General features: G+C 35.3%; 18 protein-coding genes. All 18 read right to left on the reverse strand.

What is annotated here, in order from left to right; genetic code table 11:
- Window positions 1-81: 81 nt before the first annotated feature.
- Entirely contained in the window at window positions 82-906 is an 825-nt protein-coding gene (rplB, locus tag X929_RS02345; protein WP_103066439.1) for a 50S ribosomal protein L2, read from the reverse strand.
- Between the two features lie 16 nt (window positions 907-922).
- On the reverse strand, window positions 923-1219 hold the full coding sequence (gene rplW / locus X929_RS02350) for a 50S ribosomal protein L23 (RefSeq protein ID WP_103066440.1): 297 nt from the start codon (window positions 1217-1219) through the stop codon (window positions 923-925).
- Window positions 1219-1884: a 50S ribosomal protein L4 gene (rplD, locus tag X929_RS02355; RefSeq protein WP_103066441.1), complete on the reverse strand. Its 666-nt coding sequence runs from the start codon at window positions 1882-1884 to the stop codon at window positions 1219-1221. The genes rplW and rplD overlap by 1 nt, the downstream gene beginning before the upstream one ends.
- A 16-nt stretch (window positions 1885-1900) precedes the next feature.
- A complete protein-coding gene (gene rplC / locus X929_RS02360) occupies window positions 1901-2542 on the reverse strand; it encodes a 50S ribosomal protein L3 (protein ID WP_103066442.1) in 642 nt (213 codons plus the stop codon).
- Between the two features lie 36 nt (window positions 2543-2578).
- Window positions 2579-3922: an RNA-guided endonuclease IscB gene (iscB, locus tag X929_RS02365; protein ID WP_245858630.1), complete on the reverse strand. Its 1344-nt coding sequence runs from the start codon at window positions 3920-3922 to the stop codon at window positions 2579-2581.
- A 334-nt stretch (window positions 3923-4256) separates the two neighbouring features.
- Window positions 4257-4568, reverse strand: coding sequence for a 30S ribosomal protein S10 (gene rpsJ / locus X929_RS02370; protein ID WP_103066443.1), 312 nt, complete (start codon window positions 4566-4568; stop codon window positions 4257-4259).
- 77 nt (window positions 4569-4645) lie between these two features.
- Window positions 4646-5845 (reverse strand): elongation factor Tu, encoded by a 1200-nt coding sequence (gene tuf, locus X929_RS02375; protein WP_103066444.1) that lies wholly within the window; start codon window positions 5843-5845, stop codon window positions 4646-4648.
- Window positions 5846-5937: 92 nt separating this feature from the next.
- Complete coding sequence (gene fusA / locus X929_RS02380) at window positions 5938-8025, reverse strand: elongation factor G (protein WP_103066445.1); 2088 nt, start codon at window positions 8023-8025, stop codon at window positions 5938-5940.
- Between the two features lie 27 nt (window positions 8026-8052).
- Window positions 8053-8520: a 30S ribosomal protein S7 gene (rpsG, locus tag X929_RS02385; RefSeq protein WP_103066446.1), complete on the reverse strand. Its 468-nt coding sequence runs from the start codon at window positions 8518-8520 to the stop codon at window positions 8053-8055.
- A 19-nt stretch (window positions 8521-8539) separates the two neighbouring features.
- Window positions 8540-8914: a 30S ribosomal protein S12 gene (rpsL, locus tag X929_RS02390; protein ID WP_103066447.1), complete on the reverse strand. Its 375-nt coding sequence runs from the start codon at window positions 8912-8914 to the stop codon at window positions 8540-8542.
- A 205-nt stretch (window positions 8915-9119) separates the two neighbouring features.
- Complete coding sequence (locus X929_RS02395; RefSeq protein WP_103066448.1) at window positions 9120-11144, reverse strand: ATP-dependent helicase; 2025 nt, start codon at window positions 11142-11144, stop codon at window positions 9120-9122.
- A gap of 15 nt (window positions 11145-11159) precedes the next feature.
- The gene (gene rpoD / locus X929_RS02400; protein WP_103066449.1) at window positions 11160-12410 is read right to left on the reverse strand and encodes an RNA polymerase sigma factor RpoD; all 1251 of its coding nucleotides are present in this window, start codon (window positions 12408-12410) and stop codon (window positions 11160-11162) included.
- Window positions 12411-12493: 83 nt separating this feature from the next.
- Window positions 12494-14203 (reverse strand): DNA primase, encoded by a 1710-nt coding sequence (gene dnaG / locus X929_RS02405; RefSeq protein ID WP_169924917.1) that lies wholly within the window; start codon window positions 14201-14203, stop codon window positions 12494-12496.
- A 75-nt stretch (window positions 14204-14278) separates the two neighbouring features.
- Window positions 14279-14686: a 30S ribosomal protein S9 gene (gene rpsI, locus X929_RS02410; protein WP_103066451.1), complete on the reverse strand. Its 408-nt coding sequence runs from the start codon at window positions 14684-14686 to the stop codon at window positions 14279-14281.
- A 15-nt stretch (window positions 14687-14701) separates the two neighbouring features.
- Window positions 14702-15157, reverse strand: a complete 456-nt coding sequence (gene rplM / locus X929_RS02415; RefSeq protein ID WP_103066452.1) for a 50S ribosomal protein L13 — start codon at window positions 15155-15157, stop codon at window positions 14702-14704.
- Between the two features lie 13 nt (window positions 15158-15170).
- Window positions 15171-15731 (reverse strand): ECF transporter S component, encoded by a 561-nt coding sequence (locus tag X929_RS02420; RefSeq protein ID WP_103066453.1) that lies wholly within the window; start codon window positions 15729-15731, stop codon window positions 15171-15173.
- A gap of 7 nt (window positions 15732-15738) precedes the next feature.
- Window positions 15739-16008 carry a 50S ribosomal protein L27 gene (gene rpmA, locus X929_RS02425; protein WP_103066454.1) on the reverse strand — a complete coding sequence of 90 codons (270 nt, stop codon included), beginning with the start codon at window positions 16006-16008 and terminating at the stop codon, window positions 15739-15741.
- Between the two features lie 3 nt (window positions 16009-16011).
- Complete coding sequence (locus tag X929_RS02430) at window positions 16012-16308, reverse strand: ribosomal-processing cysteine protease Prp (RefSeq protein WP_103066455.1); 297 nt, start codon at window positions 16306-16308, stop codon at window positions 16012-16014.

The raw sequence follows: 16308 nt of genomic DNA on the forward strand, positions 1-16308 counted from the left end.
CTGTTTATACTGTCTTCAGAAACTCTAAAGCTTCTTTCAGCGCCCCTTCGCCCCGCAGCCCGCCCACAAGGCTAAAAATACTTACTTTACTCTTCTTCTTACGATAAATTTATCGGATTGTTTTTTCCCTCTTCTTGTTTTATATCCTTTAGCAGGGGTTCCCCATGGAGATTTAGGAATGTGACCTTTACTTCTACCTTCTCCACCACCCATCGGGTGGTCTACTGGATTTTGCACCATACCTCTTACCTTGGGCCTTCTTCCCAACCATCTGGTTTTTCCGGCTTTACCGTAAACTTCGTTGGAATGGTCTTCGTTGCTTACTACACCAATGGTGGCCATGCAACTTAAGCGAACCCTTCTCAACTCAGTAGAAGGCATTTTTAAAAGTGCATATTTACCTTCTTTAGCCATTAACTGAGCATAAGTTCCTGCGGATTTTGCTATTTTTCCACCTCTGCCTGGTTCAAATTCTATGTTGTGTACTAGCGTTCCTAAAGGAATATTCTCCAAAGGTAGGCAATTACCAACTTTGATTTCAGCATTTGCACCACTCATTACAGTTTCTCCAACTTTTAATCCCTTGGGAGCTAATATATACCTTTTTTCTCCATCTGCGTATACTAATAGAGCTATCCTTGCGCTTCTGTTAGGATCGTACTCTATTGAGGCAACTTTTGCGGGGATATTTACTTTATTTCTTTTAAAGTCGATTACTCTGTATTTTCTTTTATGCCCACCACCACGATGCCTCATTGTAACTCGACCATAGTGGTTCCTTCCACCTGTTTTTTTCAATGGTTCCAGTAAACTCTTTTCAGGTTTTACTTTTGATAATTCAGAAAAATCTGAAGTCGTCATATATCTTCGTGAAGGTGTTACGGGCTTGTATTGTTTTAACGCCATTATTTATTCACCTCTCCTACAAACTGCCTTGCAATTCTCTTATAACGTAACCTTCTCCTAATTTAACTATTGCTTTTTTCCATCCTCTGGTATACCCTTCACTTCTTCCCAATCTTTTTGGTTTGGGTTTCATATTCATTACGTACACTTTTTCTACTTTGACTTTGAATATTGTTTCGATGGCTTCCTTTATTTCTGGTTTAGTAGCATTTTTTACAACTTCAAATGTGTATTTTCGTTCTTGCATAAGAGAATAGGTTTTTTCTGTTAAGATCGGCCTAATAATAATATCGTAAGCTTTTTGAAGCTCCATCAGCCGATCACCTCCTCGATTTTATTAACCATTTCCTTGGTAAGCACAATTTTTTCATTGTTTATTAAATCGAATACATTTAAACCGTCCACATTCTTTTTATTTTGACCAGGGTTATCCGCTATAATTACTTTCACTTTCGGCAAATTCCTTGCTGACAGTTTGAAGTTTTCGTAAGGTTCCTGGTTATAAGGTAATAAAAATAAAACTTTTTTACTTTCCACACCAAATTTGGCCAAAATATTTTTTACATCTTTCGTTCTCGGCTTTTCAAATTTAACATCATCTAAGACAATTAAATTATTTTCTCTATACCTGACACTTAAGGCAGACTTTAAAGCTAGTCTTTTCATTTTTTTGTTGAGGTCTTTGTGAAATTCCCTGGGTTTTGGCCCAAAAGCTACTCCACCGTGTCGGAAAAGAGGGGATCTAATCGATCCGGCTCTTGCTCTACCCAAATGCTTTTGAGGCCACGGTTTTCGGCCTCCTCCTCTAACTTCACTTCTAGTCTTAGTAGAAGCTGTCCCTGCCCTTTTGTTGGTTAATTGCATATCAACGTACCTATATAGTACATCCATATTTGGATCAATGTTAAAGATTTCATCTTTTAGATCTAACGTTCCAACTTTTTCATTTTGAATATTGTATACATCTATCTGTGACATTTCCTAATAGACCTCCTTACTTCGTTTTTGGGCGCTTTGCCTTAACGGCTTCTCTTATTGTTACCAATCCGCCCCTCGCTCCTGGAACTCCGCCTTTGACCGCTATTATATTGTTTTGTACATCAATGTAAACTACTTCTGAGTTTTGAATGGTTACCCTTTCATTTCCATATTGACCGGGCATCTTTTTCCCTTTGAATACCTTTGAAGGATATGTAGCCATTCCTGTTGATCCCAGACCTCTATGAAATTTTGAGCCATGTGAATTTTCTCCACCTCTAAAATTCCATCTTTTCATGACACCTGAGTATCCTCGACCTTTTGATTTTCCTATTAAATCAATCTTTTCTCCTTCGGAAAAAATTGACACATCGATTTTTTGCCCAATTTCGTAATCATCTACATTATCTACTCTAAATTCTCTTAAATACCTTAAAGGTTGTACTTGTGCTTTTTTGAAATGACCCATCAACGGTTTGTTTGCTTTTCTTTCAGTTATCTCTTCAAAACCTATCTGAATGGCGTTGTATCCATCTGTTGCTATAGTTTTCTTTTGAACTACCACACATGGTCCAGCTTTGATAACTGTCACCGGGATGGCTTTTTCATCTTTAAAAATTCGAGTCATTCCAACTTTTTTTCCTAAAATTCCTTTCATATTTTCTCGAAAAACTACTGCAGAAGACTCGCCTCTTTAGTGGTAAGAGGAATGCAGTAATTTTTCTCCCTCCTTTCTTGCTGTTTGATATCCATAACCGTCATTCCTTTGCAATAACCTCAAATATTTTGGATTTATACCATCTAGATCATTCAACTTGAAATTTGGTTGTTGACGTATTGCAATTCGTCCAATATGGATACCTGCATTTTTCCCTTTTGGTATAACTGCCAATACTATATCGCCTGTTTTGTATCCCATATATGTTCTTCCCTTGACCCCGTTCGGGGCGTTTTTTGCTCGGCGATGACTTCTTGGAAAACCATATTTATCTACATTACACATCTTACGTGTTCCATGACCCATCGCTGTGATTTCTAAAACTTGCATATCAGGTTCAATTTGAACATTTTGACCACTTTCTCCTACACAAGCTGCATCTATCCAATGTTTCTTGGGATAATTTTGTGTCTCACGATTGTACTTTGTTTTTCCTCCAGTTCCAACTTCGATAAGTAATCTTTCTTTCTTTAACTGGTTGAATAGATACCAACGTGTTGCGTTGACTGCTGCTGTATCTTTGAGTGATTTCTTTGATTCTGATTTAATTTGGTTTAACCTTTCTGGATTATTGGCTAAGAATTCTTCGATAGATTGATTACCTTTCTTCTGATTACATTCGTGAAAGGCTAATGTTAAATTACTTATTCTGTCACTTCCACCTTTAGATTTGGGTATGATATGTTCTATTTCTAACGGTACATTCTCTTTACCACAATATACACATTTCCTACCCCATTTTTCAAGGAGATACTCTTTTATTTCGTATCCATACAGTGTTCCTCGTTGATACTCTATTCCCTTGATCTCTGGATTTTGTAGCTTTTGAGTGTCAAAACGGACTAACTCCATTGAAATACCTGTAATTAGTGCAAAGTGTCTCATACGTTTGATCCATGTGAGTATATTTTCTACACGACTCATAAGACTAGGTGGTAACCAATCTTTTGATCGTTCCCTGTTATCAAACCTTGCTTTACGATACCTTGTCTTTCGGTTTCTTCGTGAACGTCTTAAAGCTCTACGAGTATCTAACGCTTTTTTGATACTTTGTCCTCTGTGTTGAATTTCAGCGCTCCAAATAACTTTCTTACCATTCTTAAAATTGCCTATTAAAGCAACTCCAGTGATCTTACTTCCAGGATCGATCTTAACATGCGTAGGTTGCGTGTCGCCGCCTGCACGATCTTTCAGAATAATTGTGAATGGATGGTATCGAAATACTGCTGCTTTCCCTTTCTTCAATAACTCTCTTGCCCTAGCAGGATGGCATGGCATAAGTGGTCTCTTGTTTTTATCTAATACGAATACCCTTTGCACGGAAGTTACCTTCCTTTCTCCCTATCAGGGTAATGTGAGCCTCGCCAATGTTATTCTGGCTTTTTTACATTCAACACACTGACTTCAACCCCGTATGCCTGTTTAATGTTGAACGACAGAGCTTGGAACTGGCTCGGGCATTCCAAGGTGTCATGACCAGAATAACGTAGTTCTCCAACTTTGCCGTAAGGCTGTCTCTCTTATCCGCCGTGAGGCTGTCTTGGAACTTAGGCTGGTCAACTCCGAGACTTTTTGTCTCCGTCTTTAGACGAGGGTAGTTGACCTCCAGAGCCCGAATGATATCTGTATTAATTTTTTAAAAATTACAATGGCATCAAGCTTTTATGTCTACTGATACTCCCGCCGGAATGTTGACTTTCAACAGTTTAGTAACTGTCTCGGATGAAGCATTGTAGATGTATATAACTCTTTTATGAACGATTTTTTCAAATTGTTCCATTGAATAAGAATATTTATGTGGGGATCTTATAACCGAATACACAGTTCTCTTATTTGGTAATGGAATAGGACCGGAAACTTTAGCTTCTGTATCTTTTACGGCATCTATGATTTTTTTGGACGATTCGTCCAGTAATCTATGGTCGTATCCCTTTAACCTTATTTTTATGTAGTTATTACCGGCCATAATTTTTTTATTAACCTCCTTTGAACTCATTAGTAAGGGGAGCTGAAGCTCCCCGTACAATAAAACTTTCAAATTTATTATTCAATTATTTCTGTAACAACACCGGCTCCTACGGTCCTTCCGCCTTCTCTTATAGCGAATCTCATTCCAGTTTCGAGAGCTACAGGATAGATTAATTCTACTGTCATATTGATGTTGTCGCCTGGCATTACCATCTCTGCTCCACTGGAAAATTCTACAAGAGTTCCCGTAACATCTGCTGTTCTAATATAAAATTGAGGTCTGTAACCTTTGGTAAAAGGTGTGTGTCTTCCCCCCTCTTCCTTTTTCAATACGTATACCTCTGCCTTGAATTTTTTGTGTGGCGTGATTGAACCAGGAGCAGCAAGTACTTGACCTCTTTTTACTTCATCTTTTTCTATACCTCTTAAAAGACATCCAACGTTGTCTCCGGCTTCACCTTCATCGAGTATTTTTCTAAACATCTCAACTCCGGTTACTACAGTCTTTTTTGTTTCATAACTCAAACCAATTATTTCAACTTGATCTCCGGTGTGGACAACACCTCTTTCAATTCTTCCAGTAACAACCGTTCCCCTTCCAGTAATGCTGAAAATATCTTCTATGGGCATCAAGAAAGGTTTGTCAATTTCTCTTACTGGATCTGGGAAGTAAGAATCAACCGCATCCATAAGTTCATATATCTTTTGTGTCCAAGGACCATCTGGGTTATCTTCTTCCAATGCCTTTAGAGCTGAGCCCCTTATAACTGGAACTTCATCTCCTGGGAATTCGTAGCTACTTAGAAGGTCTCTAACTTCCATTTCTACTAAGTCTATTAATTCTTCGTCATCAACCATGTCAACTTTGTTTATAAAAACAGTTATAGCTGGAACGTTAACCTGCCTTGCTAACAAAACATGTTCTCTCGTTTGTGGCATAACACCATCAGTTGCGGCTACAACCAAGATAGCTCCATCCATTTGCGCTGCACCAGTTATCATATTTTTTATATAGTCTGCGTGACCTGGACAATCTATATGTGCATAATGTCTTTTTTCTGTTTGATATTCAACGTGTGAAACGCTGATGGTGATTCCTCTTGCTTTTTCTTCAGGGGCTTTATCTATCATGTCAAAAGGTGTGAAGTCTGCTCCACCTTTGTAAGATAAAGCTTTGGTTATAGCTGCGGTTAAAGTTGTTTTCCCATGGTCAATATGACCGATAGTCCCTACGTTCATGTGTGCCTTTGCCCTAACGAACTTCTCTTTAGCCATTGTTCTATCTCCTCCTTGTAAATTATTATTATACGGTCTTTAGAAATTTTAAAATGGTATATTATAGCTCCCCTTCGATCCCAATTTGAACCTTATTCCCTACTTAAAAGTTTTTGAGTTACTTGCTCAGGAACTTCTTCATAATGAGAAAATTGAATCGAACTGGTTGCTCTTCCTTGCGAAAGAGATCTCATTATGGTGGCGTATCCAAATAGTTCTGATAACGGAACATAAGCATGTACTACTCTGATGTTCGTTCCTCCAACGTTTTCAAAACTTTCTATTCTTCCTCTTCTTGAGCTTAAATCTGCAATTATATCCCCCATATATTCTTCAGGAGTTGTAACGTCAACTTTCATGACAGGCTCTAACAAAACTGGTTTGGCTTTTTTAACAGCATCTTTAAAAGCCATAGATGCAGCTATTTTAAAGGCCATTTCTGAAGAGTCAACTTCATGGTAGGAACCGTCAAAAACTTCCACTTTCACAGCAACCATTGGATATCCTAATAAGACACCATCGAGCATACTTTCTTTTACACCATTCTCTATGGCTGGTATATACTCTTTTGGTATGACTCCTCCTACTATTTTATCCACAAATTCGAATTCTTTTTCACTATTCAGAGGCAACGGTTCAACTCTAAGTTTAACATGCCCATACTGTCCTCGCCCTCCCGTTTGCCTGATATATTTTCCTTCAGCTTCGGCTGGGAGTTTGATCGTTTCTTTGTATGCCACACGCGGTTGGCCTACTTTAACGTTCACCTTGTATTCTCTTTTAATTCTCTCAATGATAATATCTAAGTGCAATTCTCCCATTCCGGATAATATAGTTTCTCCGGTTTCATGATCAACAAAACTTCTTAAACTTGGGTCTTCCTCTGTTAAAGCATTAAGAGCTTTCCCCAATTTGGCTTCATCATCTTTGGTTTCAGGTTCAATGGAAACCGAAATAACGGGTTCTGGGAACTCCAGTTTTTCTAAAACCATGTTACATTCTTTATCTGAGAGTGTATCCCCAGTAGAAGTATCCTTTAAACCAATTAATCCAACAATGTCTCCAGCCCTTATGTAATCAACTTCTTCCCTTTTGTCAGCGTGAAGAAAAACAAGTCTAGCTACCCTTTCTGTTTTATTTTTTGTGGTATTGACTACATAACTACCCTTCTTTAAAGTTCCTGAATAGACTCTGGCAAAAGTTAACTTACCAATAAACGGGTCAGCCATAATCTTAAAAGCTAAGGCGAAAAAATCTTCGCTTTCGGAGGGAAGAACGTCTTTTACAAACTCTCCCGTCATTCCATCGAATGCTTTAACAGGAGGCATATCTAAAGGAGAAGGAAGATAATCAATAACTGAATCCAATAATGGTTGAACACCTTTGTTTTTAAAGGAGCTCCCACAAAGGACGGGCACTATTTTATTTTGAATGGTTGATTTTCTTATCGCTTCTTTTAATTTATCCACAGGAATTTCTTCTTCTTCTATATAAAGTTCCATTATGTCTTCATCAACTTCTGCAATTGTGGCAATTAAATCCTCTCTCTTCGATTCACAAAAATCTATTAAATCATCTGGAATACTAGTTCTTTCAATTGTTTGACCATTTTCATCTTTCCAATATAGTGCCTCCATCGTTAGCAAATCAACTACGCCTTCAAAATCCGACTCAGAACCTATTGGTACTTGTAAAGCTATAGGATTTGCCCCCAACTTATCTTTCATTGTTTGTATAGCGTTAAAAAAATTTGCCCCAATTTTATCCATTTTATTCATAAAGGCAATTCTTGGCACTTGGTATCTGTCAGCTTGCCTCCAGACTGTTTCAGATTGTGGTTCAACCCCAACTTGAGCGTCAAAAACGGCAATAGCACCATCTAAAACACGTAATGATCTTTCAACCTCAACTGTAAAATCAACGTGGCCTGGTGTATCAATTATATTTATCCTATGATCCTTCCAAAAGGCAGAAGTTGCCGCCGAGGTTATGGTAATACCTCTTTCTTTTTCTTGATCCATCCAATCTGTTTCGGTTGTACCTTCATCAACATTTCCCAATTTGTGTTTTGTCCCCGTATAAAATAAAATTCTTTCGGTAGTAGTTGTTTTTCCTGCATCTATATGGGCAACTATTCCTATATTTCTTATTTTTTCTATGGGGTATAATCTTTCTTTCAAAACAATCCCTCCTACTAAACTGCTATACTACCATCTGAAATGTGCAAAAGCTCTATTCGCTTCAGCCATCCTATGAACATCTTCTTTCTTTTTCACAGAAGGTCCTGTATTGTTATACGCGTCTATCAACTCTTGAGATAGTTTGCTAATCATATCTCTGCCTTTTTTCGATTGCGCAGAAGTAACTATCCATCTTATAGCTAAAGAAGTAGCTCTATTTTCAGGTACCTCAAAAGGTACTTGATATGTTGAACCTCCGACCCTTCTTGATCTGACTTCTACTAAAGGTTTAACATTATCTATTGCTTTATGAAAAGCCTCTATGGGATCTTCTTTTGTAGTTTCAGCCAATTTTTGCAAAGAAGAATACACTATTTCTTGAGCTAAAGATTTTTTCCCATCATACATCAACCTATTTATAAATTTAGAAAGCAAAACATCTCCATAAACAGGATCTGGAACTATGTCTCTTTTTTCAGCAGTTCTTCTTCTCATTCAGTAAAGAGCCTCCTTATTAAGCCTTTGGTTTTTTGGTACCGTATTTGCTTCTACCTTGTTTTCTACCTTCAACACCAGCAGCGTCCAAAGTTCCTCTGATTATCTTATACCTTACGCCAGGCAAATCCTTTACCCTTCCACCTCTTACCAAAACGTTAGAATGTTCTTGCAGATTATGACCTTCTCCTGGTATATAACAAGTTACTTCAATTCCATTCGATAGTTTAACCCTTGCAATCTTCCTTAAAGCTGAATTAGGCTTTTTCGGGGTCATAGTTGATACTCTTACACAAACACCCCGTTTTTGAGGGTTACCTCGTAATGCAGGAGATTTGGTCTTTTTCTTTACAGATTTTCTTCCATATCTTATTAATTGATTAATCGTTGGCACTTAGATTTTTCTCATCTCAAGGGGAACCACTAAAATAATACCCTCGAAAATGAGAGTTCACCTCCTTCTGCTTTATTTTAATTACTTATTGATAGAATGTATGGTTTTCATATATTTTAAAAAATAGAAAAACGCCAGTGGATATTTTACATTATTAGACCTTAATTAAAAATTAATTAAATATAACAATTTAAATAATATACTGTTATTTATAATTGATTCTCAAAAGATTGACCATTTCCTCTGGAATTTTTTTGATAAAGTCGTTTTCTTTTTTAACAAAATAAAACGAATTTTTTAGATAAGGGTTGGTTGTACCAGTTAATTGTTTTAAAATGTATAATTCATTCTTTGCCCTTGTAATAGCAACATAGAAGAGCCTTTCTTCTTCTTCTAATTTTTGTTCCTTAATTGCAAGTCCGTTGGGAAAATCTCCTGGGTTTACAGATATGAGAATAACTACTTTCCACTCCAACCCTTTTGCCCCATGAACCGTTGTCAAAGTCAACTTATTTTCATCTTTATCTCTGCTTGGAGCCATTACCCCAATCTCTTCGCTAAGCGTCAAATCTTCTATAAAAGCACTTACGGAATCGTATCTACTAGCAATTTCACTAAATCTTTCAATATCCATGTTTCTAGATTTAGAATCCGTAAAGGTTAAGAAAGAATATTCTTGGTAGAAATCCTGATAAACAATATCTATCAACTCGTCAGGAGTACTTTCTTTCTTTTCAAAAAGTTTTGTCAATAATTCAAGGGGTGTTTTGAATTTATTTATTTCAGTTTCTTTCAATATATTTGAGATGTTATCCTGTTCTTCATTTATTTTGGTTTCTAATTCTTCATAAATCCTGGTTGCTGTTTTGTTACCAATTCCAGGGAATAATTTTAAAACTCTCATCCATGAAATCTTATCTAAAGGATTGTTTAATATCTTTAAAAAAGCTAATATGTCTTTAATATGGGCGGTTTCGATGAATCTCAACCCAGATAGTATTCTGTAAGGAATCCCTTTTGAATCCAATTTTTGTTGTAATACCATTGATAACGAATGTGATCTATATAGTACTGCGATATCTTTGTACTCTAAACCTTCTTTTAATTTATCTTCTATGATTTTGACTACGGCATCGGCTTGTTCTAAATCGTCAAAAGTTTCCACAACAAAAGGTTTTAAATAACTTTTTCTTTTGGGTTTGAGGACTTTAGGAACAGAGTTAGACGGCATTAGATGATTAATAAAGCCTACTATATCAGAGGTACTTCTGTAATTACTTTGTATTTTGAAAACTTTTGTTCTCTCATCTTCAATGAAATCTTTTATGTTTTTAAATAAAGCCCCTCTGAATGAATATATGCTTTGGGAGTCGTCTCCAACAACTATCAAATTCCCATGAACCGAGGATAGAGCTTCAACCAATTCGATTTGAATTTTGTTTGTATCTTGAAATTCGTCAACTAAAACGTATTTAAATTGGCTTGAACACTTTTTTAGTACTTCTGGATGAGTTTTGAATAAAACTAAAGTATTCACTAATAGATCGTCGTAGTCCATGGCGTTCATATCTTTTTTTAATTGGGTATATATACCCCAGATTTGTTCAATGTCTCTTTCGAAATTCAACAAATAGGGGGCCCTTTCAAGTATGGCTTCTCTTAAAGAGGTCAATGTGTTACATGAATAACTTATAATTTTCATTATTACTTCTTCTTTGGGAAGTTTGTAATTATCACTGATTTCTTTGATGTACTCACTTTTAGCCATTTTCAATAAATCTTTTGAATCTTCTTTGTCGAGAATGCTGAAATTATTTTTGTAATCTAAAATTGTGGCATACTTTCTGAGAATAGAATTACACACATGATGAAATGTACCCGCGAGCATTTTGTCCAAATTTCTGTTAGTTACATTCTTTACTCTTTCGATCATTTCCCTTGCTGCAGCTCTAGTGAACGTAACTAGCAAAATATTTTCAGGTTCGACTCCATTATTTAACAAATACGCTATTTTATAGGTTATTACTCGAGTTTTTCCAGAGCCTGGACCTGCAACTATTATCGATCTTCCTTCTGATTTTATAACAGCTTCTTTTTGTTCCTCATCTAACTCGTTTTCTAGAAAAGAGGGGAACCTTTCCTTAACCCCGTTCGGGGTGTTCCCTTGAACCCCCTTCGGGGTGTTTTTTTCTCCCAAAAAGAGGAAATCATTCCCCTTATTTTTCTCCATTTATTTACACTCCCATTATATATCATACATCTTTTTTTCTATCATATCGCTTATTTCTTTTAATTGCAAGCTTCTGGAAGGATGCCTTAACTTCCTTAGAGCTTTTACTTCAATCTGTCTTATTCTTTCTCTTGTGACATTGAAGAAGCTTCCAACCTCTTCGAGTGTTTTCATTTTCCCATCAAGTAAACCATATCTCATTTTTAACACCGTGGCTTCCTTTGGCCTTAAAGATTCCAGAACTTTTTCGATTTCTTCTTTGAGTATCATTCTTACTGCAATTTCCTCTGGTTGATCGGCTTCAGAGTCTTCTAAAAAATCTCCAATATAGGCGTCTTCGTCATCAGAACCACTTATCGGAGCATCTACGGAAATGATCTCTTTAGTAGCCAATAAAATTTCATCCATTTTTTCCAACGGTTTATCCAGTAATTCGGCTAACTTTTCGGTAGTGGGGTATTCGCCTGTTTCTTGGAGATGTTTTCTAATAACTATATTCATCCTGTTTATAGTTTCAACCAAATGAACAGGTATTCTAATTGTCCTAGCTTGATCAGCTATAGCTCTTGTTATTGCTTGCCTAACCCACCAAGTAGCGTAGGTTGAGAACTTAAAACCTCTTTTCCAATCAAATTTTTCTACAGCTCTAATTAAACCAATATTCCCCTCTTGAATCAAATCTAAGAATGTTAATCCTCTTCCCATATATCTTTTTGCTATACTTATTACCAATCTTAAATTTGCTTTCACCAATTCGTCTTTGGCTTTTTTGTCGCCTTTTTTAGCTCTTATCGCAAGCTGTCTTTCCCTTGAAGGGGTTAAAAGTTTGATCCCTCCTATTTCCCTTAAATAAATCTTTATGGGTTCATTTACAGCAGAGTTATCAAATATCTGTGATTCCCTTTCTTGAAAAAGCTCTTCCAAATCCTCATTAAAGAATTCTTCTTCCTGTTGGACCTGATCTTCTTGGGAAGATTCAATGATTTCTATTCCTTCGGATTCTAATTTTTCATAAATCTTTTCTAAAAAGTTTCCGTCAATTACATCAGATAAATTATGAGGTATACATTCATCTATATCTTGATAAGTTATGGTATTATTTTTCTTTTTTGCTATTTTTACGAGATTCTCCAAACCTTTTTCAAGTTCTTCTATATAACATTCTTTGTCTCTTTTAACCCTGATTTTATCTTGATCAACGATCTCTATTTTTTCAATTTCTTCTATTAATTCTGAAAAATCCACCTTGTTTTTAAGCTTTTCCATCGATTGGTTTACCTCCATAGGATAGTTATTAGATCGTTTTTGAAACATATAAAATCCATTTTTAAAAATATGAAATCTACTATTCAATTGATTGTTTTTAGTTTAGAATAAAGTTGTATGATTTCAGACGTAATATTCGTTTTCTCCGAAAGATCTTTTGTTTCATGAAGTTTTTTCTTCAATTCTTCTATTTGTTGGTTTATTTTAGTTCTTCTAATACTTTCTTTTAATGAAGAAAGAATTCGCTCAGGATTAAAGAAATATTCTATCTTCCAAACTTCTACTATCAAATCACTTAGTTCTTTTGAAGAATTTTCAAGTAGATACCCAATATCTGAGTTTTGTGAGGTTAAAGTAAAAAATTCCTTGAGTAATTTATTGGAAAAATCCTCCTCGCTGAAATTATTTTTGAGTATCTCTCTGTATTGAGGATATTTAATCCATAGGAATAAATAAGATTTTGCAATATCGTGTCTTATATCCTTTTCTACGTAAACGGTATCTTTCGATTGTGAATAAGATTCACTTGAAGCAGAACTTTCAGGTATGAGAGCAGACGTTCTTTCTAAAATTTTTTGAATGTACTCGGTACCTTTTCCCGTCTTTTTTGAAATATTTTCTATAAAACCTTGTAAATAACTTATTCTTCCAACATCTTCGATTTTTTTATACCATCTTGACATTTCTTTCAAATATTTCTCTAAAGCGAATTCATTACTTAAATCGTATTTTTCTGCATAATAATCTACGATGAATTCATGAAACTTGTATGAGCTCTTTAATATTTCAGCGATGTATTTGTTATCGTGTTTTTTGGTTAGTTCATCTGGATCTTTAGCAGGATACTTCGAAACTGCTATTTGAAAGTCTTTAGCAAATAAAGCATCGATAGTGGATAAAGTGGCTTTTCGACCTGATTCATCCATATCGTACATTGTGACAACTTTGTTAGTTGCTTTCAACAATTCAAGGGCATGATCTTTTGTAAAAGCAGAACCTAAGATTCCCACAACGTTTTTGAAACCTAATTTGTACATGGAAATTACATCAAAGTAACCTTCAACCAATATCACGAAATCATTTTCTTTTATGAATTTTTTGTTTTTATAATATCTGTAAAGTATTTTAGATTTTTTAAAAAATTTATTCTCAGGAGTATTCAGATACTTGGGCGCATTCGTTTCTTCTTCTATTTGTCTACCTGCAAAGCCAACTAATTCTCCAACGTTGTTTCTGATTGGAATAATTAAACGGTTATAAAAAAACTCTTTATCCCCATTGATCAACAACCCGGTATTCTTTGCAATGTCTTTATCAAAAAGATTGTCTTCGATAACTTTTTGGATTTCTTGACCCGTGGCAAACCCTAATTCGAATTCTTCAACTAATTCTCTGTTTATCTCTCTCTTTTTCAGATACTGCCAAAGTTTATGATTCGAAGAAAGGTTGAGAAGATTAGAAGTATAGAGTTTGGAAACTTCTTCATTGAAAGTTATCTCAACAGGTTCTTCTTTTTGATTAATATCTAGTTCAATTCCAGCATAAGTAGCTATTTTTTTTAATGCATCTAAAAAACTGATCTGTTCATATTTTTCCAAAAAAGTGATCACATCACCATGGGCTCCACATCCAAAGCAATGAAAGGTTTGAGTTTCTGGGAATATATAAAAAGATGGAGTATCTTCTGCATGAAAAGGACATAGTGCTGTGTAATTTTTTCCCCTTTTAGAAAGAGACAAATAAGAATTGACGAAATCAACTATATCAACTTTGCTTTTAATTTCGTCAATCACTTTTTTCAGGGTATCATAATTTCTGCTCATAAAACTTCACTATTCCTTAAAAATACAAAATAAATAGTACAATACTCATCTTTTTGAAAATTGAGCTCTTTTCCTTGCTTTTCTCAAACCATATTTCTTTCTTTCTACCTCTCTAGGATCTCTAGTCAGCAAACCTTCTTTTTTCAAAATAGGTCTCAAGGATTCGTCATAGGAAAGCAAAGCTCTAGCAATGCCAAGTCTAATAGCACCAGCTTGACCGCTCAATCCCCCACCATTAACCCTTATGACTAAATCAAACTGTCCATTCGTAGATGTAACAGTGAGCGGTTTTAAAGCTTCCATTTCCCAAACTTCGTTGCCTCTTAAATATTCTACCAAACTTTTGTATTCTTTTCCGTTTATTTTAATCTTACCGTTTCCTGGTCTTAAATGTACCCTTGCAACGGCTGTCTTTCTTCTTCCGGTTCCGTAATATTCGATAAGTTCTGCCATTCGAATACCTCCTGCCTAAATATTTTCTAATTTTATCTCTTTTGGTTTCTGAGCCTGGTGTGGATGATCAGGACCAACATATACCTTCAATTTTTTCATCATATGCTTGGCCAAAATAGTCTTTGGCATCATTCCCTTCACAGCTAACTTAATTATCCTTTCAGGATGTTTACTTTGCATCTGTTCAAAAGAGATTTCTTTGAGCCCTCCAGGATAACCACTGTATCTTCTGTATACTTTGTTTTCTTTTTTGTCTTTTGAAAGTTTTATTTTTTCTGCATTCACCACAACAACAAAATCTCCACAATCTACATGTGGTGTATAGGTTGGTTTGTGTTTCCCTTGTAGTATTTTGGCAATCCTTGATGCCAATCTTCCAAGTGTGTAATCTTTAGCATCGATCAAGACCCATTCTCTTTTTATATCCTCTTTTTTAGCGATATATGAAGGTTGTACTAATTTAGAATTCATTTCAAAAACCTCCTCATTCTTCTCTTTTTGCATAAGCAAAACTTGTTATTTTAGTTTTCTTCAATAGAAAATGCGAAATTGACGCATCTACAAAAAACTTAATAAAATTAAACAATAGAACTAGTAAAAAAAACAATTGCAAACTTATCCCCATGTTGCTAACAAATTGTGAAGTTGTTTGATTCGTATAAACTGGTATAGCTAAAAAATAATTCATTCCATATGCTACAACCCCTGTTAGTAAAGAAGAAATAATATAATTGATCCAGTTGTTTAATTTTAGGAAATTTTTTATCGTATACAATGTGGTTATAAAAGCGGTTCCGGCTACAAAATTCATCAATATACCTATTAATCCCCCATCGCCAGCTCTGAAAATAAATAAAAAGCTTTTTATTACAAGAGTAAAGAATCCAGGGAAAAAACCATAACCCATCGTAACTAAAATGATCAAACTGTCACTGGGATCAAATTTTAAAAAAGGTAACAAAGGTATTATTGGGAATTCTATAAACGTTAAAAGAAAAGAGAGTGCCCCAAATATCCCAACTATCGCAACCCTTCTACCATGCATAAACCGATCAGTCCTCTAGGCCATAAACATCGACGAACTTCCTGTTGTTTTTTGTTTTGAACTTAACGATGCCATCGATTTTAGCAAATATGGTGAAGTCTCGTCCTATTCCAACGTTTTCCCCAGGATGGATCTTAGTGCCTCTTTGCCTAACAATTATAGTTCCAGCCTTAACTTTTTTTCCGTCAGAAGCCTTGACACCAAGATATTTGGGGTTGCTATCTTTTTTATTTACATCAGAACTTTTTTTTGCAAAAAGTTGTAAATCTATTTTCATGTTCTATCTAACCTCCACCTTAAGATTTCTTGGGTAATCTTTAGATATAGCAACCAAACTTTTAAGCAAGTAATCTAATAACAAATTAGAGAGGTAAGTTTCTTGATTGAGCGAAATTTTTAAATATCCCTCTCTTTTCTCAAACTGTCCCAAACTTTCATTTTTTAGAATTTCTGCAACAAATTGAGTTAAAACACTCACGGCACTACAAACTATATCTTTGCCAAAAGAAGAAAACTCGGCATGTCCAAAAATTTCTAAACTGGGGTTTTGGGAATTGGTATAAATTGCCGTAATCAT

The sequence above is a fragment of the Petrotoga olearia DSM 13574 genome, from assembly GCF_002895525.1.
In the GTDB taxonomy this organism is placed as follows: Bacteria; Thermotogota; Thermotogae; order Petrotogales; family Petrotogaceae; genus Petrotoga; species Petrotoga olearia.

Bases quoted from the DNA above. Each gene is read 5' to 3' on its own strand.
- X929_RS02430 (WP_103066455.1), bottom strand. From the start codon at position 16,308: ATGATTACGGCAATTTATACCAATTCCCAAAACCCCAGTTTAGAAATT.
- rpmA (WP_103066454.1), bottom strand. From the start codon at position 16,008: ATGAAAATAGATTTACAACTTTTTGCAAAAAAAAGTTCTGATGTAAAT.
- rpsJ (WP_103066443.1), bottom strand. From the start codon at position 4,568: ATGGCCGGTAATAACTACATAAAAATAAGGTTAAAGGGATACGACCAT.
- tuf (WP_103066444.1), bottom strand. From the start codon at position 5,845: ATGGCTAAAGAGAAGTTCGTTAGGGCAAAGGCACACATGAACGTAGGG.
- rplD (WP_103066441.1), bottom strand. From the start codon at position 1,884: ATGTCACAGATAGATGTATACAATATTCAAAATGAAAAAGTTGGAACG.
- rpoD (WP_103066449.1), bottom strand. From the start codon at position 12,410: ATGGAAAAGCTTAAAAACAAGGTGGATTTTTCAGAATTAATAGAAGAA.
- X929_RS02420 (WP_103066453.1), bottom strand. From the start codon at position 15,731: ATGCATGGTAGAAGGGTTGCGATAGTTGGGATATTTGGGGCACTCTCT.
- rplW (WP_103066440.1), bottom strand. From the start codon at position 1,219: ATGGAGCTTCAAAAAGCTTACGATATTATTATTAGGCCGATCTTAACA.
- rplM (WP_103066452.1), bottom strand. From the start codon at position 15,157: ATGAATTCTAAATTAGTACAACCTTCATATATCGCTAAAAAAGAGGAT.
- X929_RS02395 (WP_103066448.1), bottom strand. From the start codon at position 11,144: ATGGAGAAAAATAAGGGGAATGATTTCCTCTTTTTGGGAGAAAAAAAC.
- rplC (WP_103066442.1), bottom strand. From the start codon at position 2,542: ATGAAAGGAATTTTAGGAAAAAAAGTTGGAATGACTCGAATTTTTAAA.
- rplB (WP_103066439.1), bottom strand. From the start codon at position 906: ATGGCGTTAAAACAATACAAGCCCGTAACACCTTCACGAAGATATATG.
- rpsI (WP_103066451.1), bottom strand. From the start codon at position 14,686: ATGGCAGAACTTATCGAATATTACGGAACCGGAAGAAGAAAGACAGCC.
- rpsG (WP_103066446.1), bottom strand. From the start codon at position 8,520: ATGAGAAGAAGAACTGCTGAAAAAAGAGACATAGTTCCAGATCCTGTT.